The sequence below is a fragment of the Pseudomonadota bacterium genome (assembly GCA_013285445.1).
GTDB lineage: Bacteria > Pseudomonadota > Gammaproteobacteria > Xanthomonadales > Wenzhouxiangellaceae > Wenzhouxiangella.
This window is the reverse complement of sequence record CP053448.1, coordinates 494,403-510,885: the sequence shown is the minus strand read 5'-3', so window position 1 is coordinate 510,885 and position 16,483 is coordinate 494,403. Positions and strand designations below refer to the sequence as shown.

General features: G+C 65.1%; 13 protein-coding genes. 5 read left to right on the top strand and 8 right to left on the bottom strand.

Going from position 1 to position 16,483, the window contains the following annotated elements; translation table 11 throughout:
* Window positions 1-83: 83 nt before the first annotated feature.
* Window positions 84-671, bottom strand: coding sequence for a DNA-3-methyladenine glycosylase I (locus HND55_02415; protein QKK01606.1), 588 nt, complete (start codon window positions 669-671; stop codon window positions 84-86).
* Between the two features lie 71 nt (window positions 672-742).
* Between HND55_02415 and HND55_02410 the strand changes: the two genes are divergently transcribed.
* Window positions 743-1,183: a hypothetical protein gene (locus HND55_02410; GenBank protein ID QKK01605.1), complete on the top strand. Its 441-nt coding sequence runs from the start codon at window positions 743-745 to the stop codon at window positions 1,181-1,183.
* A gap of 58 nt (window positions 1,184-1,241) precedes the next feature.
* Here HND55_02410 and HND55_02405 read toward each other — a convergent pair whose 3' ends face one another.
* The 6 genes from HND55_02405 to HND55_02380 all read right to left on the bottom strand — a co-directional run bounded on the left by HND55_02405 (window position 1,242) and on the right by HND55_02380 (window position 9,241).
* Entirely contained in the window at window positions 1,242-1,820 is a 579-nt protein-coding gene (locus HND55_02405; protein ID QKK01604.1) for a hypothetical protein, read from the bottom strand.
* Between the two features lie 197 nt (window positions 1,821-2,017).
* Window positions 2,018-2,221, bottom strand: a complete 204-nt coding sequence (locus HND55_02400; protein QKK01603.1) for a cold-shock protein — start codon at window positions 2,219-2,221, stop codon at window positions 2,018-2,020.
* 277 nt (window positions 2,222-2,498) lie between these two features.
* A complete protein-coding gene (locus tag HND55_02395; protein ID QKK01602.1) occupies window positions 2,499-3,872 on the bottom strand; it encodes a GTPase/DUF3482 domain-containing protein in 1,374 nt (457 codons plus the stop codon).
* A gap of 2 nt (window positions 3,873-3,874) precedes the next feature.
* A complete protein-coding gene (locus HND55_02390; protein QKK01601.1) occupies window positions 3,875-5,320 on the bottom strand; it encodes a DUF2868 domain-containing protein in 1,446 nt (481 codons plus the stop codon).
* Between the two features lie 799 nt (window positions 5,321-6,119).
* The gene (locus HND55_02385) at window positions 6,120-6,671 is read right to left on the bottom strand and encodes a phosphoribosyltransferase (protein ID QKK01600.1); all 552 of its coding nucleotides are present in this window, start codon (window positions 6,669-6,671) and stop codon (window positions 6,120-6,122) included.
* Between the two features lie 86 nt (window positions 6,672-6,757).
* Window positions 6,758-9,241, bottom strand: coding sequence for a S9 family peptidase (locus HND55_02380; GenBank protein QKK01599.1), 2,484 nt, complete (start codon window positions 9,239-9,241; stop codon window positions 6,758-6,760).
* A gap of 272 nt (window positions 9,242-9,513) precedes the next feature.
* Between HND55_02380 and hemN the strand changes: the two genes are divergently transcribed.
* Window positions 9,514-10,908, top strand: coding sequence for an oxygen-independent coproporphyrinogen III oxidase (gene hemN, locus HND55_02375; GenBank protein ID QKK01598.1), 1,395 nt, complete (start codon window positions 9,514-9,516; stop codon window positions 10,906-10,908).
* 18 nt (window positions 10,909-10,926) lie between these two features.
* Here hemN and HND55_02370 read toward each other — a convergent pair whose 3' ends face one another.
* Complete coding sequence (locus HND55_02370) at window positions 10,927-13,494, bottom strand: hypothetical protein (protein ID QKK01597.1); 2,568 nt, start codon at window positions 13,492-13,494, stop codon at window positions 10,927-10,929.
* 87 nt (window positions 13,495-13,581) lie between these two features.
* Between HND55_02370 and HND55_02365 the strand changes: the two genes are divergently transcribed.
* The 3 genes from HND55_02365 to HND55_02355 all read left to right on the top strand — a co-directional run bounded on the left by HND55_02365 (window position 13,582) and on the right by HND55_02355 (window position 16,475).
* The gene (locus HND55_02365) at window positions 13,582-14,208 is read left to right on the top strand and encodes a YbhB/YbcL family Raf kinase inhibitor-like protein (GenBank protein ID QKK01596.1); all 627 of its coding nucleotides are present in this window, start codon (window positions 13,582-13,584) and stop codon (window positions 14,206-14,208) included.
* A gap of 255 nt (window positions 14,209-14,463) precedes the next feature.
* A complete protein-coding gene (gene glnA, locus HND55_02360) occupies window positions 14,464-15,873 on the top strand; it encodes a type I glutamate--ammonia ligase (protein QKK01595.1) in 1,410 nt (469 codons plus the stop codon).
* Window positions 15,874-15,959: 86 nt separating this feature from the next.
* Complete coding sequence (locus HND55_02355; GenBank protein ID QKK01594.1) at window positions 15,960-16,475, top strand: DUF4124 domain-containing protein; 516 nt, start codon at window positions 15,960-15,962, stop codon at window positions 16,473-16,475.
* Window positions 16,476-16,483 lie beyond the last annotated feature (8 nt).

The window sequence follows — 16,483 nt, the reverse complement described above, 5'->3', positions numbered from 1 at the left end:
GCCCCACCCGGCTCTCAAGCGCGCCCCGACCTGTGCGAGACCCGCGTAGGTCGGGGTCGCATCCCCGACGGACGAGGCTCCGATCAGGGACCGGTTCCCTCCGCCAGTTCCCGCCACCGGAAACAATCCACCACGTGGTCGTTGACCATGCCGGTCGCCTGCATGTGGGCATACACGATGGTCGGGCCAACGAACCGAAAGCCACGTCGCCGAAGATCTTTACTGATGGTGTTCGACAGCTCGGTCCGGGCGGGAATGTCCGCCTGGCGCCCGAACCGGTTGAGGATCGGTTCGCCGTCGACAAAGCCCCAGATGTAGTCATCAAAACTCCCGAACGCCTTCTGCACTTCCAGGAAGGCCCGGGCATTCGAGATTGCCGCCTCGATCTTGAGGCGATTCCTGACGATCGAGACATCATTCATCAGGCGCTCGACATCGCGCTGGCCGAATCGCGCCACCGCAGCGGGATCGAACTGCGCAAAGGCCTTCCGATACCCCTCTCGCTTGCGCAGGATCGTGATCCAGGCCAGACCTGCCTGGGCGCCTTCCAGCACCAGGAATTCGAACAGACGGCGGTCGTCGTGCACCGGCACGCCCCATTCCCGGTCGTGGTAGCGTCGGTAGAGCGGGTCGTCACCACACCAGTCGCATCGGGTCGCCTTCTGGTCCATGCTGCATCCACCTGCAATGTTGGGCACACAGTGCCATAATCGGGCGAACCAGACCAAATGGAATCAAGCCGATGTCGTCAGAAACCGCGATACGATCGGGCCTGGCAGCGATGCTCATCGTGCTGCTGGCCGGCTGCACGGGACCATCCAATTCGAACCAGGAGGCAGCCACCCCCCCGGTGGAGGAAGCAAGCATGAGTGACGATGCCGACACCTTCAGCCTGGAGCAGGCAGTCGAGGCCGCGCGCAATGAGCTTAGCGAACGCTCGGGCGTCGACCCCGAGAAGATCGACGTGATCGAGGCACGCCCGGTGACCTGGGCTAATGGCGCACTCGGCTGTCCCGAGGAAGGCATGATGTATACCCAGGCACTGGTCGAAGGCTACTTCATTCGCCTGCGCGCCGGCGGCCAGGCCTGGCACTATCACGCCGGCAGTGACGGCCAGCCCTTTTTATGCCCGGCCAAGCGCAGCCAGGCCCCGGCCGGCAATCCGGCGCAGGATTTTTCCTAGGGAGCCTCTGCACACGCACGCGCCTTGCGGGCAAACGCGTCCGTAGCTCTGAGTGAGATTAACCCGGCAGCGACGTTCCGGCGCCGAGCATCAGGCCAAGCACCAGCTGGATGACAATGGCCAGCACGATGAGCAGCACGAAATGGATCACCCGCTTGTTTTCCGGCACTGAAACAGCCAGTGGAATGACCTTGTAGAGAAACACCAGCGCCGTGATCGACCCGACCAGCTGCAACAGCCAGCCGAGAAACGGAATCGGGCTGACCGCCAGCCCGACCCAGGCGGGCACCATGGCCAGCGACGCGCCGGCGAACGCACGGTCGAAGCGGGCCTGACCGCCCAGTGCGCCGGCGAGGAAGCTGATCAGAAAACTGACGACCACAATGCTGATTGCAGCACCAGCCAGACCAACAATCAGCGCCGCAATCGCGCCACGGCCATAGCCATAGTACAAGTAGGTGCCAAACACCAGCGAAAGAATCCAGCCAACCAGCACCGCCAGCACGATCATAGGCACGGTCAATTCCAGGGCGGTGCGCTGCCAGCCCGGGTTTTCTTCCAGATAGGATTGCCAGGTCGCGCGCGGACTGCTCAGGCAGCCGCTGATCAGCGCGAGTGTCTTGCCGGGATTGAACATCTCATTGCTCCTTGTCAGCCAGTTGCCCCCAACAGTCCCACCAGTAGTCATCCACCACCCGGGAAACCCTTGATCAATGATCCAGGGGTGCTCCACGGTTCATCGACCAGAGGCACCCTGAAAGCGGCAGCCTCGCAAGCCAGGCACAAAAAAACCCCGCCGCGGCGGGGTTTTTGCACTATTTCTCCGCAAATGATTCAGGCCGGGACGACGTTGGCCGCCTGCGGGCCCTTGGGGCCTTCCTGGATATCGAAACTGACTTTCTGACCTTCGGCCAGAGTCCTGAAGCCGGATCCCTGGATGGCCGAAAAGTGAACGAAAACGTCCTTGCCACCATCGTCCTGGCTGATGAAACCAAACCCCTTGGCTTCGTTGAACCATTTGACTGAACCTGTTGCCATGATACTTGCTACCTGTATGTAATATGAAACAAAAGCGCTTGCAGCGTATGAATCAGAGGGGTCTCGGAGAACTGCCTTTTCGGAGGGATCTACCTTAACTCACACCGCCATAGACCGCAGGCTTAATCATTGTACGCCGGAATGTCTTTGAATACCAGTTGAGCCATCGCCGGCCGTGATGGTCCGCCAGACCGCGTCGGCGGCTACGCTCAGATACGGCAAAAAAGCAGCAGGCCGGATGGGCCGCATGCGCCAGGAACTGGCGCCTTTTCCGGCACTATCCGGCAAGCGACTTGGCCAACCATCGGACCAAGGCCTCACGCGTGGCCTCGCGGCCGCTATCGGTGGCAAAGCTGCCATTGAGCGTCGACCAGCGCGGGCGATGGCGGGCCCGCCTGAGCGGGCCGGGCAAGCGCGTGAAAGTCCGGCCGGGATCACGCTGCTGGCTGATCGGTGCTGCACTGCCGTGACCGCGTCTCTGGAGCGCCTTCAGAAGCGCCTGATGGCGCGCCGCCAGCAGGCGAAGCGTGGCGTCATCGACGCGAATCTGCTCGCGGCCGCGCGCGCGATCGACGAGCCGGGCGCCTGCACTGCGCACCAGGCCAATCCCGGCACCAATGGCAGCTCCGGCCAGCGTGCCCGCGCCGAGCGACAGCCCACCGGTGCCGACATCCACAACCGCCCCGGCACCAGCCCCGGCCGCGGCATGGCGCGACGTGGACAGGCCGTACTGTCGCAGTGTCTCACTGTCGAACAGATCGGCGCTCCAGCGACCGTCTGTCAGCGGCAGTTCGGCGTCACGATAGTCCTCCGGACCGAATCGGAACAGCTCGAGCAGCAAATTGACGCATGCCTGCTCGCGCTCGCGCACCGCATCTTGCAGCTCGCGCACTGTGACGGCGCGATCGGCGGCATCCGATACGCCGGTTTCCCGCACCACGGCTGCAGCATCGATGAGTAAATCCGCCACGGCCTGACAGGCAGCATGCAAGCGCTGCTGTTCCTCCCGGCGGCGGTAAACCAGCCAGGCCGTCAACACGGACTCGGCCTCATCAAGCAGGCTGCGCAGTTTTTCAAACAGCCGCAGCTCGGTTGCCGGATCACGCACCGCGGCATCAAATGCCAAAACGCTGTGCAGATTGACCCGCGCCAGGGCATCGCGCCACTCGCGCTCTCGGCTGTCGCCAGCAGCGGTGAAATTGAGTACCGCCACCAGCGGCCGGGCACACAGTGCCAGTACTGCCAGTTCATCCTGGTACTTTTCCAGCACCGGCTCACGCGCATCGATGACGTAGAGCCCGACGTCCACCCCAAGCATCAGCTCGAGTACCCGTGACTCCTGGTCGAACTCCCCCCGCGCTTGCTCGTTTTCAAGCAGCGCACGAATGCGCATCGGCCCGTCATGGCGCTGTCCGGGCTGACGTTCCAGCCATTCGATCAACGCCGGCGCACTTTCCAGTCCGGGCGAGTCGAACAGTTCGATCAGCGTGCCCGAATCATCTGCCAGCCGGGCAGCAGCGACCTGGCGGGTCGTACCGCCGCGGTCGGCAATCTCGCCGAAGGCGCGATCATGGGTCAGGGTGCGCACCAGCGAGGTCTTGCCGGTGTTGGTATGGCCGACCACGGCGATGCGCAAGGCCGATCGGTTCATCCTCAGGTCTCCTGCAAGACCAGGCCGCGGTGCAGGCGGGCCAGCTCAGCGGCGTCGGGCCGGTCACGATCGACGAAGACGATCTGCGCGCCGGCGCGCTCGGCCAGCGCCTGCCAGTCAGCCCGCCGCTGTGCGATATCACCGCCGCGCGCTTCGAGCATGCCGCCTTCATCGAGCAGCAGCCATAGCGGGGCAGATGCAGCATCGGCCAGACCGGAGAGAAACCGCTCCGTGCCGGCGTCAGGCGTTCTCAGCATCGAGCACACGCCAAGCACTGCGGCCGCCGGTCGGCGCAGTTCCCGCACCGTCTCCAGCGCTGCCTGGCGGGCGGCCCGATGATCAGCTCGACCCAGGTCGATCAGCTCGATGCCGGGTATTCGCCCTGCAGAGCGCCCGTCGGGATCCTCGAGCTCGATCGCCACGCCCAGGATGCCGCGCGCGTCGGGCCGTGTCCGCCGGCGGTGGCGGCGAGCGACCGGCGGCAGCGGGCGATCGGTTTGCTCACGACGGCCGGTGGCCGGAACCAGGTCGGCGGCCAGTCGCAGGTATCCGGGCTGCGTGGTGTCCAGGCGCATTCGTCGGCCGGCCAGGATTGACAGGCCAGCCGACAACGCCAGCAACAGCGCCCGCGGAACGATGGCCCAGGCGGCAATCATGGCCAGCAGGAAGTGCGCCCAGTCGGCCCGGGCCGGGGCCTTGGCGACCCCCTCCCGGCCTGCAATGATCCAGTCCTCGCTGGCCGGGGGCATGAACCCGAGCCACTCCGGCCACACGGCCAGGTGCTTGACCAGGCCAACCACGGTTTGGTCGCTCAGCAGGGTCGTACCCCAGCTGAGCTCATACTGGACGAATGAAAAGTACACCAGCAAGGTGGCAAGAGCACCCAGCGCGTAAGCCAACCAGAAACCATGCGCGATGGCGCTCAATCGCCAGCGGCCCCAGACCGTCATTGCGGCCTGACCGAACGCCGTCATGACGTCGGCGGCGTACCGTGAGGCCAGCAGGCGTGGGCCCAGCCAGCGCATCCCGGCCAGGATGACCCCGCCGCCGAGCGAGCCCGAACCGCCACGGAATGCAGCGAGCAGCATGGCGCCAATCCAGGCCAGCAGCACCAGAGTCGGCACCAGCAAAAGGGCCGCGGCAGCCAGCAGGATATCGACCTGGCGATCGGCGATGACGGCGCGAGCCGCCAGGCCACCGACCAGCAGGCCGAGCAGGCCGGCCGCACTTCCCAGCCAGGCCAACGCACCCCGCAGGCGGGCGATATCGGCGCGCACCGCAGGAGCTGCCTCCAGCGCCGAGGCGCGTGTGCAGATGCGACCAGGCAGACCGGTTCCACGATCGCGGGCGATGGCCAGTGCCGCCGTGTCGGGCAGTCGCCCCGTGCGCTCCTCGGCATGGCGGATGCACTCGGTCAGCAGCCAGTCATTGATGACGAGACGGCTCATCCCCGGTGTAGTCTGCCTGATTCAAAAAGGTTCACCGGAACCATCATACCGCCTGTGTGCTTTCACCGGCGCTGCCCTCCTGCCGCCGCCAGAACCGCCGGACTCGGTTCCCGGACCGTTGCTCGGTTCCCGGACCGTTGCCCGTCGCGGATGCGACCGCGACCTACCCCCGCAATCGGGTCGGTCGGGGCCGCGTCCCCGACGGTCGAGGTTCGGAACCGGCGCGCGTGTCGTGACAATCGCCGAACCGTCGCGGATGCGACCGCGACCTACCCCCGCAATGCCGCAGGTCGGGGCCGCGTCCCCGACGGACGAGGTTCGGAACCGGCGCGCGTGTCGTGACAATCGCCGAACCGTCGCGGATGCGACCGCGACCTACCCCCGCAATCGGGTCGGTCGGGGCCGCGTCCCCGACGGACGAGGTTCGGAACCGGCGCGCGTGTCGTGACAATCGCCGAACCATCGCGGATGCGACCGCGACCTACCCCCGCAATGCCGTAGGTCGGGGCCGCGTCCCCGACGGACGAGGTTCGGAACCGGCGCGCGTGTCGTGACAATCGCCGAACCGTCGCGGATGCGACCGCGACCTACCCCCGCAATCGGGTCGGTCGGGGCCGCGTCCCCGACGGTCGAGGTTCGAAACCGGCGCGCGTGTCGTGACAATCGCCGAACCATCGCGGATGCGACCGCGACCTACCCCCGCAATGCCGTAGGTCGGGGCCGCGTCCCCGACGGACGAGGTTCGGATTCTGAACACCATCGCTAAGCGCAAGAAAGCCCGACAGGTCGACTCGCGCGATCACTCCGCAGCGATCACCGAGTGATGCTTGATGGCGATGCCCAGTTCGGACTCATAGGGCGGCACCGAGCATTCGATCACCCATCCCTCGCCGACGTCGATACGCCGACCGACGAAATCAGCACGTACCGGCATAAGCTGCGCATCGCGGGCGCACAGCACGGCGATCTGCAGGTGCCGGGCACCGGCCGCCCGCAGAAAACCGGCGGCGCGGAAAATCGATTCGCCGGTATAGAGCACGTCATCGACCAGGATCAGGTGACGCTGCTCGAGCTCGATATCCAGCGTGTTTTCGTCGAGCTCGGGCCGGTCATGCAGCAGCGTGAGATCGTCCCCGTAGCGCTTGAGCTTGAGCTCGCCCACTTCAGGCGCCTGACCGTGGAGCCTGGCAAGGCGTTCGGCGAGCATGTGCGCAAGCGGAGCGCCACGCCTGATGATGCCGATCAGCGCCGAACGGTGCTGCAGACACGGTGCGATCTGCGCCGCCATGCCATCAAGCAGGGACTCGACGCCGGGCGCATCAACCAGGTACAGACTGGTGTTGTTGTTCATTCGCTCTCCATTGGCTTCAGGCCCCGATTGCGGCCGCGACCGCAACCTCCCGCGGGCACGACTTCCATCGCCGGGGTGAACCTGGTCTACGGCTCCGGATACAGATGCTGCCACCACTCCGGCTCGTCCTTGAGCCAGCGGTCGTACCAGGCCAGAATGGTATCCCACCAGACGTAGCGCTGTTCGCGGTCGAGGATCCAGTGATCCTGTCCGGGGAACTCGACCATCTCGACCTCGCGGCCGAGCAGCTTGAGCGCAGTGAACATGTTGTCGCTTTCGCCCGGCGGCACGTTGGTGTCGGAATCACCGGTCAGCAGCAGAAGTGGCGTCGTGATCCGATCGGCGTTGTAGACCGGGCTGTGTTCGACATAGAGTTTGCGGTTGTTCCACGGAAAGCTGCCCTTGCTGGCGATACCGGAATAGGCATAGCCCCACCAGCCCTCGCCCCAGTAACTGGTCAGCGCGCTGATACCGGCATGCGAGATCGAAGCCGCAAAACGGTCGGTCTTGGTGGCCAGGTACAGGGTCATGAACCCCCCGTAGCTGGCGCCGATGTTGCCGATGCGTTCGCCATCGACGAACGCGTGCGCTTCGACGAACTTCTCCGTGCCCTCGATGATGTCGGCAGCGGCATAATCACCCCAGGCATTGACGTGCTTGGCCGAGAAGTCCTGGCCGTAACCGATCGCGCCGCGCGGTTGCAGCACGTAAACGACATAGCCGTGGGCTGCCCACAGGTTGAAGGGATAGCGGCCCGTGAACTGCCGGTTCACCGGGACCGTGCCGCCGTAGTAGTAGACGATCAGCGGGTAGTGGTTGTCGGCATCGAAGTCCGGCGGCAGATAGTAGCGGCCGTCGATCTCGACGCCGTCGGCATTGGTAAACGACCAGTCGCGTACTTCACCGAGGACCACATCGACGTAGGACCTCAGGCGGGTATCGACCAACGCTACGGGATCACCGTCGAGCGCGACGCGATGCACGCGCTGCGGCGCGTCGGCATCGCTGCCGCGCACGACCACCGTCGGCGGTAAGGTGCGCGAGGCGACGAAGGATTCCATCACCTCCAGGCCGGTGTCGACAATCTCAAACTGCCCCGCTTCGACCTCGAAGTGCACCAGCACGGTCTCCTCGCCGCTGACTGCCGACAAGAGCAGGTTGCCGTCAGCCAGGCGCTCGATGCCGCTGAAGGCCGGGCCGAAGTCGCGGCTGAGACTTTCCGCCCGGCTACCGTCGACCGACATTCGGTAGAGCTGCGTGTCATAGTCATTTGGAATCACGTCGCCCGGCGTTGTGTCGCCATCGCCGATCGACAGACTGGGTCCAGCCAGCAGCCAGTAGCCGTCGTCGGCGTAACGGATGTCGTTGAACTGCCGAAGGCGGGCAATCTCGCGCTGCTCGCCGTTTTCCAGGTCGAGTTCGAACACGCGGGTGAGGCCATGCGGCGGTTCGGCATAGTCGATCACGTGGTGCGACGCCAGCACGCGGTCACCGACCGCGTCATGCAGGCTCACCGAGCGCCCTTCAGCGGTCAGGGCACGCACGATGCCGCTGGCGACATCGACCTGATAGAGCTGGGTGAGATCGCGGAAGCCGGCCCAGCGATCCTCAAGGGCGCGCAGGCGCCGCCGCTTGTCGGTTTCGGTCTCGTCCTTCTTTGTCCAGCCGAACAGAATGGACTTCGAATCCGGGTGCCAGCGCCAGTTGCCAATGCCCTCGTGCTCGAGCAGCAGCGCGCTCGCGCGGCCGGTTTCGCGTTCGTGCAGCCACAGGCTGTTGCCGGTCTGGACGCCCAGCATCGAGCCATCGGGACTCCAGGCCAGGGCGGCCGGTCGGTCGGCGGTCCACTGCCGCACGATGCGGTCGGTCTGCAGGTCGCGGATCTCCAGACGGCGAATGTCGGCGTTGGCCGGCTCGTCGCGTCGGTCGAAGGCCAGCGCCAGGTAGCGCCCGTTTGGGGAAATCGCCATGTCGCCGACGGTCTCGGCATTGGTCAGGCGCTGCGCCGAGACGCGACCCTCGGGCCGGGTATGTGCCGTCACCCAGTCGGTGTTCGACTGCCCGTGCCAGGCCAATCCCGGCTCGCCCTGATCGGCTGCGCCTTCGTGCACGATCCAGACGTCGTGACTGCCGTTGCGCAGGTTCAGGGCGTGACCGTCCGCCCCGCCGTCGATTTTGCTTCCGTCAACATAGACCGCCGCATTGCGCAGCCCCTCCAAGCGGAGATGGCCGCGCACGAAACGCTGCGCTTCGAGCTGGAACCACCACAGCCGCAGCTTCCGTTCGGAATCGAGGCGCTCGGGCGAGGCACCAGTCCACTCGAGATCGTGACCGAACGCCCTGATCGGCTGCCCGGCGCGCGGCAGCGCCCCGTCGCGGAGCTGGCCCACCAGCGCGCGGCGCAGGCCGTCGGCGTGGCCGGCCTTATCCATCCGTTCAACATCGCCCGGCAGCGGGCCAAGCGCCAGGACATCACCGATCGGCACCGGCTCGGGCGAATCCGGTTCGGCCGCGACGGCCGTCACCGACACGACAAGGAGCAGAATGGCAAACCGGCGGATTGGATTCACGGGCGGACTCCTGATCAGGGCATGGATGCGTCAGCCGCAGAATGTACCAGATGCCGAACGGATGAGCCGCCATCGGCGTCGATGACCCAGCACCTTCATCCGAGCCCGAGCCGGCGGCCATGGCCAACGCTCGCTCACCGGGCCGGGAGGCCATGACGACCCGCTCGGGGCGCGGCGCCGGCCGGCGCGTTTGACGCTGGTCAAAACCGACACCCCGCAACCGGCGTATCGTTTCCGGGATCGTCAAGTCCGATGCCTGCAAGGCCCTGCCCATGTCCCGACTGATGCAACCCACCTTCGATCTCGAGCGGATCGAAAAGTACGGGGGCGAGGGTCCACGCTACACCTCGTATCCCACCGCCGTCCAGTTCGACGACCGCTTTGGCCCAGAGGATTACCGTTCGGCCATTGTCGAAAGCAACCGATTGCCGCTGCCGGCCGATTTGTCGCTCTATGTGCACGTTCCGTTTTGCGCCAGCCCCTGCTTCTACTGCGCCTGCAATCGCGTCATCACCCGTTCCGCAACGGCCGGACAGGAATTCCTGGGCCATCTCGAACAGGAGCTGACGCTGGTCGCTCCGCTGTTCGACGCAGACCGGCCGGTGCGGCAGCTGCATCTGGGCGGCGGTACGCCGACCTTCCTGTCCCCCGGGCAGATCAATCAGCTCATGGCCCTGCTGCGCACGCATTTCCGGTTTGCTGCCGAGGCCGAGCTGGGCCTGGAAGTCGATCCGCGAACCGTTGATCCGGACGGCATCCGGCAGCTCAGGGAGGCCGGCTTCAATCGTCTGTCAATCGGCATTCAGGATCTGGACCCGGCCGTCCAGCAGGCCGTCAATCGGGTCCACGACACTGCCCTCGTTGCTTCGATCCTGGGCGCCGCGCGCGCCGTCGGCTTTGGCTCGATCAGCGTCGACCTGATCTATGGGCTGCCGCTGCAAACGACCAGCGGCTTTGCCCAGACGGTCGAGTCCATCATCTCGATGAGCCCCGACCGCATTTCGCTGTTCAACTATGCCCACCTGCCACACCTGTTCAAGGCACAGCGCCAGATCGACGAGCAAAAGCTGCCAAACCCGACCACCAAGCTGGCCATCTTCCGTAACACACTGACGCGTCTGCTCGATGCCGGATACGAGTTCATCGGCATGGATCATTTCGCCCGCCCCGGCGATTCACTGGTCGAGGCCAAGCGCAACGGCACCATGGCGCGAAATTTTCAGGGCTACTCGACGCATGGCGGGCTCGACCTGGTCAGCCTGGGGCCAAGCGCCATCAGCCAGATTGGCGACAGCTTTGCCCAGAATCACCGCAAGCTCGATGACTGGGTCATCGATCTCATCGAGGGACGGCTGCCGGTTGCCCGGGGGCTGTCGCGCAATACCGATGACTGCATCCGCGCCGATATCATCGAGCGCATCATGTGCGCCGGCTCGTTGAACTTCAAAGCGGTGGAACGTGACTACGAGCTGTCATTTCGCCGCTATTTCGCCAACGAGATCGAGCGCCTCGGTGCGCTGGCCGACGACGGGCTGATCGAATGGAACGAGGGCGGTTTTTCGGTCACACCCGACGGTTTGCTGTTCCTGCGCGCCATCGCCAGGGTATTCGACGCCTATCTCGCACCTGCCAGTCAGTCGAAGGGGCGGTTCTCGCGCATCGTTTGAACCAGCGCGGGAAACGGTTCAGTCGGTCCCGGGCATCGCGGTGGGCGAAATCAGACGACCGAAGAACAGGGCGTTGGCCAGCAGCTTTTCGCCACCGCGCCAATAGCCGCGAAACAGCGGATCATCGGCGATCCGGATGACCGCACCGGCGCCGTGTCGACTGGCCGTGATGGCCGGCGTACCGGCCAGGCGCGCCCGATTGTCGTCCGACAGATAGCCCGAGTAGAGCGGCTCATCGGCATAGATGCCGACCTGGGTATAGGCATTGTCGATCGCCTCAAGCACGTGCCGGCCGCGCCGGAACAGCACCAGCATCTCGCGTTCATAGCCCCAGGCCAGGGGATGGGTGATATCGAGGCGCACGCTGAGCGCGCTGCCGCCGATCAGCTCACGGGCACGATCGTCGGAATGATCGGCGTAGGGCCGCCGCTCGGGCGCTTCGACCGATTCCGCGTTCTCGCCGGAATCGGCCGCTTCGCTTGAATCGGCCAGCGACCAGTCCAGTTCGAGCCCGACTACCGCATCCGCTGCATTGCGCAGGGCAACAATCACACCGCCGGCGCGCACGAAATCGGCCAGCGCTGCGCGCTGTCCCTCCCTGAGTGATTCGTAGCGACCTTCCGGCAGAATCAGATGGGTATAACGGCTCAGATCAGCGCCGCCGACCCGATCGAGGTCAAGCAGCGTAACCGGCTGCTCGAGGCGGACATCGAACCAGTGCCACACATAACCGGCGCTGTAGCCGCTGATGCCGTCACCGACCAGCAGCGCCGGACGTACGGGCGGGACCACCGGCGCCGACGGCGAGCCGAGGTCGATCCCGTGGGTCTGGCGCCCCCCGGCCGCTGCCAGTATGGCCACGTCGTGACGTGCCGACAGTTCGGCCAGGCGTGGCCCCAGCGCCGGCAAACCCTGATCCTGAATGCCCGGATGCACGATCAGGGATCCGCGCACCAGCTGCCGGCGTCCTGCGGACGTTTCGGCATCGAGTGGCTCGGATATCGCCTGCACGCGGTATCCGTCATCCAGCAGGGCAGCCAGCACGGCGTCGGCGCGATACTGATTCCAGGGAATCAGCCAGGCCGGAGCAGCTTCGGCCGTCACCGGCACCTCGATCCGGGGCGCCTCGATCAGCGCCTCGCCGTGATCGGGCAGTCGTCGGACCGTCGTCAGCGGCAGGTTCCAGGCTGCCGCCAGCGGCCAGGCTGACACATCGTAGAAGGTGTCGACCGGCAGTTCGGTGACCGGCTCGAAGACAGACCGGAGCAGTCGGTAGTGATCCTGCTCTGCCGGAATGACCCAACCCGAGCCGGGCCCGAAGCGCTGGCCATTGATCTCGACGTGCTGGTCGAGCGGATGCACCCGGATGTCGTGTCTGAGCAGCACATCGATCAGCGCGGCAGCGCGTTTCGGATCACCGTCATCACCGAGCAGCCAGCCGGCGCGGCGGTCACGGCGGGCCTGCTCGCGGGCGCTCTCGAAGAACTCGCGCTGGTAGTCAAGCAACTCCTCCGACAGGGCCTGCGCGCCTTCCAGGGTCGACAGGCTGACCCGCACCTGATTGGCCACGCCCTCGGCAAACTTACGAATCCCGTAGTCGCTGTCCTGGACGTGGCCCCGGCTGGAGGCCTGCTCGAACAAGATACCCACACCGCCGGTCAGGTCCGGATAGGTCGACCCCTTGCCGATGTAGAAGTCGTCAAAACTTTCCCCGGCGTAGAACGGCTCACCGGCCCGGTCAAGCCACTCGGCGTGGTACTCGGCCAGCGCGCGGGTCAGCGTCTGGTTGCGCTCCGGCGTGAGCGGATTGGTGCGCTCCGGGATGCCCGGCTGAAAGAAGAACGTGCTGTTGCGCCCCATTTCGTGGTGATCGGTGACCACGTGCGGCCGCCAGCGATGATAGGGGGCCATCCTGGCCCGTGATTCCGGGTGGGTCAGCGGCAGCCAGTCGCGGTTGAGATCGAACCAGTAGTAGTTGGTCCGACCGTTGGGCCAGACTTCATCATGCTCGCGGTCCTCGGAATCGCTCGAGGGATGACGCCCGCGATGGCGATTGACCCAGCTGGCGAATCGATCGATTCCGTCGGGGTTGATCGCCGGTTCCATCACGATGACGAGTTCGTCCAGCCAGCGCAACACCCGCTCGTCGCGGCTGGCTGCCAGGTACCAGGCCACGACCAGCGCCGCGCTTGCCCCGGACGCCTCGTTGCCGTGCACCGAGTAGCCCAGCCACACCACTGGAGGGCCGTCACCGCTGCGCGAGGCCGCGACTCTGCGGGCGCGCAAATCGTTCAGTTCGGCCTGACGGGCCGGACTGGCGAAGATCAGCATCAGCAGCGGACGGCCGCCGTGGGTCCGGCCGATCTCCTCGACCCGCAACCGATCGGAGGCTTCGGCCAGAGCGGTCAGGTAACGGACGATCTGGTCATGGCGGGGATGACGTTCCCCGGGCTCGAAACCAAGCACCGTGGCGGGAGCGGGAATCTCCGGATCGACAGCGACATCGCCCGGAATACCGGGCAGGGCAAGGGCGGCGTAAGCACCGGCGAGCAGCCATCCGGCAAACGCGATTCTGGCAATTGGCATCGGGATGTCATTGGATGATGGGCCTGTTGGCCTTATGCTAACTCAAGCGTGATCAACACGAGCCACTCGACGACGGGAGCTTAAACGATGAAACTCGAATCCAGCGATCTGACCGATGGTGCACCCATTCCACCTCGCTTTGCCTTCGGCAAGCCGGATCCCGCAGCCCACATGGCGCTGTCTGACAACCTCAGCCCGCACCTGAAGTGGTCCGGGGCGCCCGCGGAAACGCGCACCTTTGCACTGCTGTGCAACGACCCGGACGTGCCGGGCCAGGCCGACAACGTCAACCAGGAAGGCAAGTCCCTCCCGGCCGACATGCCGCGGGTCGATTTCTGTCACTGGGTGATGGCCGATATTCCGTCCGGGATCACCGAACTGGCAACCGGCGAGTGCAGCAAGGGCGTCACGCCGCGCGGCAAGAAGCATCCGCCGGGACCGGAAGGCGCGCGTCAGGGACTGAACAACTATACCGAGTTCATGGCCGGGGATCCGGACATGGCCGGCAGCTACTACGGCTATGACGGCCCCTGCCCGCCCTGGAACGACGAGCGCCTGCATCATTATGTGTTTACCGTCTATGCCCTTGACACGGACCGGCTGGACCTGCCCGAACCGTTCACCGCAACGGATTTGCATCAGGCAATGTCCGGTCACATACTCGACCAGGCCAGCCTGACCGGCACCTACACGCTCAACCCGGCCGTTCGCTGATCGCCTCTGCCGGGGCGTGCCCGGTTCGAGCGGGCCGCAAGCCCGGGCAGGCCATGCGCCGGGCCGATTCGCCGGATCCAGCCACACGCGGAGCGATGACCAATATGCCCAGATCCTGAGCATCACCAGGCCGGATCGCTTAAGATTTGAGCAGCTGGCGCCGGTTGCCCGACCAGCCAAAGGCAGGTGCGTGACTGGCACGTTACCTGCATGGTCCGGCTTACCCTGTTTTCTCACAAAGGCAGTTTGACTCCTATGACGCCCAACGAAATTCTCACCCGGATCCGCGATGACGAAATCTGCTTCGTCGACCTGCGCTTTTCCGACACGCTCGGCAAGGAACAGCACGTTACCCTGCCGGCACACGCCATCGACGAGGAACTGCTTGAAGAAGGCAAGATGTTCGACGGCTCCTCGATCATCGGCTGGAAGGGCATCAATGAATCCGACATGGTGCTGATGCCCGATACGGCCACGGCCTATCGGGACCCGTTTTCCGAATACGCCACGCTCAATATCACATGCGACGTACTCGAACCGGAAACCATGCAGGGCTACAATCGCTGCCCGCGGTCGCTGGCGCGTCGAGCCGAAGCCTTTCTGCAGTCAAGCGGCATTGCCGATCAGGCGTTTTTTGGCCCCGAGCCCGAGTTCTTCGTGTTCGATGACGTGCGCTGGAAGAACGACATTTCCGGCTGCTCGTTCTCGGTCGACTCCGAAGAAGCGGCATGGAACACCCATCGTGAATACGAGGACGGCAACTACGGCCACCGACCGCGCGTCAAGGGCGGGTACTTTCCGGTACCCCCGGTTGACGGACTGGCCGATCTGCGCAGTCTGATGTGCCAGACTCTCGAGGCCTGCGGCATCCCGGTCGAGGTGCATCACCACGAAGTCGGCACGGCCGGACAATGCGAAATCGGCACGCGCTTCAACACCCTGGTGCGCAAGGCCGACGAGCTGCTGTTGACCAAGTACGTGATCCACAACGTCGCTCACCGGCACGGCCGCACCGCCACCTTCATGCCCAAGCCGCTGGTCGGCGACAACGGATCAGGCATGCATGTTCACCAGTCGCTGGCGCGTGACGGCCACAATCTGTTTGCCGGTGATGGCTACGGTGGCTTGAGTGAAACCGCGCTGCACTACATTGGCGGCATTTTCAAACATGCCCGCGCCATCAATGCCTTTGCCAACTCGACGACCAACAGCTACAAGCGTCTGGTTCCCGGCTTCGAAGCGCCGGTGCTGCTGGCCTACTCGGCCCGTAACCGCTCGGCCTCCTGCCGCGTGCCCTGGGTGGCCAGCGACAAGGCGCGCCGTATCGAGGTGCGTTTCGGCGATGCCGCCGGCAATCCGTATCTGACTTTCGCGGCGATGATGATGGCCGGCCTGGACGGCATCATCAACAAGATCAACCCGGGCCCGCCAATGGACAAGGACCTATACGACCTGCCGCCGGAAGAAGAGCGTGACATTCCGCGCGTCTGCCACGCGCTCGACCAGGCGCTGGAAGCGCTCGACCGCGACCGCGACTTCCTCAAGGCCGGCGACGTGTTCTCCGATGACCTGATCGACGCCTATATTGCCCTGAAAATGAAGGAAGTGACCCGCTTCCGCATGTCGACCCACCCGGTCGAATTCGACATGTACTATTCGAGCTGAACGCTGCGGCCGGTGGTCGGGTCATCCGGACCGCCGGTCCTGGCGCCGGGTGCAGGTACACCGACATCTCGTACAATATCGACCGGATGGTGACCATCGGGAGTGCTGCCATGTTCCACCGATTGCTGCTGGTCCTGCTGTTGCTGGCCCAGGGCGCTGTGGCTCAGGAAATCTATCGCGTTGTCGACGAGCACGGCAACGTGACCTATACCGACCGCAAGCCGTCCGACGATGCCGAGCCCATGGACCTGCCCGAACTCAACGTCCTCCAGGGCGAGGATGACGAGTTGCCGTTTGACGCAAACAGCCAGGCGGAAACAGACGACAGCATGGATTTTCGAGTCGCCGCACCCGCCGACGGTGCCACACTCGACGGCAGCCTTGGCGGCCTGTCGATCAGGCTCGACAGTGCGCTCGACTTTCCGCCGGCAGCGCAGATCGTGCTGTTTCTCGACGGCCGTCCGCTCGATCCGATCCGCAACATGGAAACGGCCATCGACATGCCCAGGGCGGGGCCACACAGCCTGCGCGCCGAACTGCAGACGCCCAGCGGTCGTGTCCTGGCCGCGACCGAAACGGTTCGCTTCGAGGTGGAGCCGTAGCCCGCGTC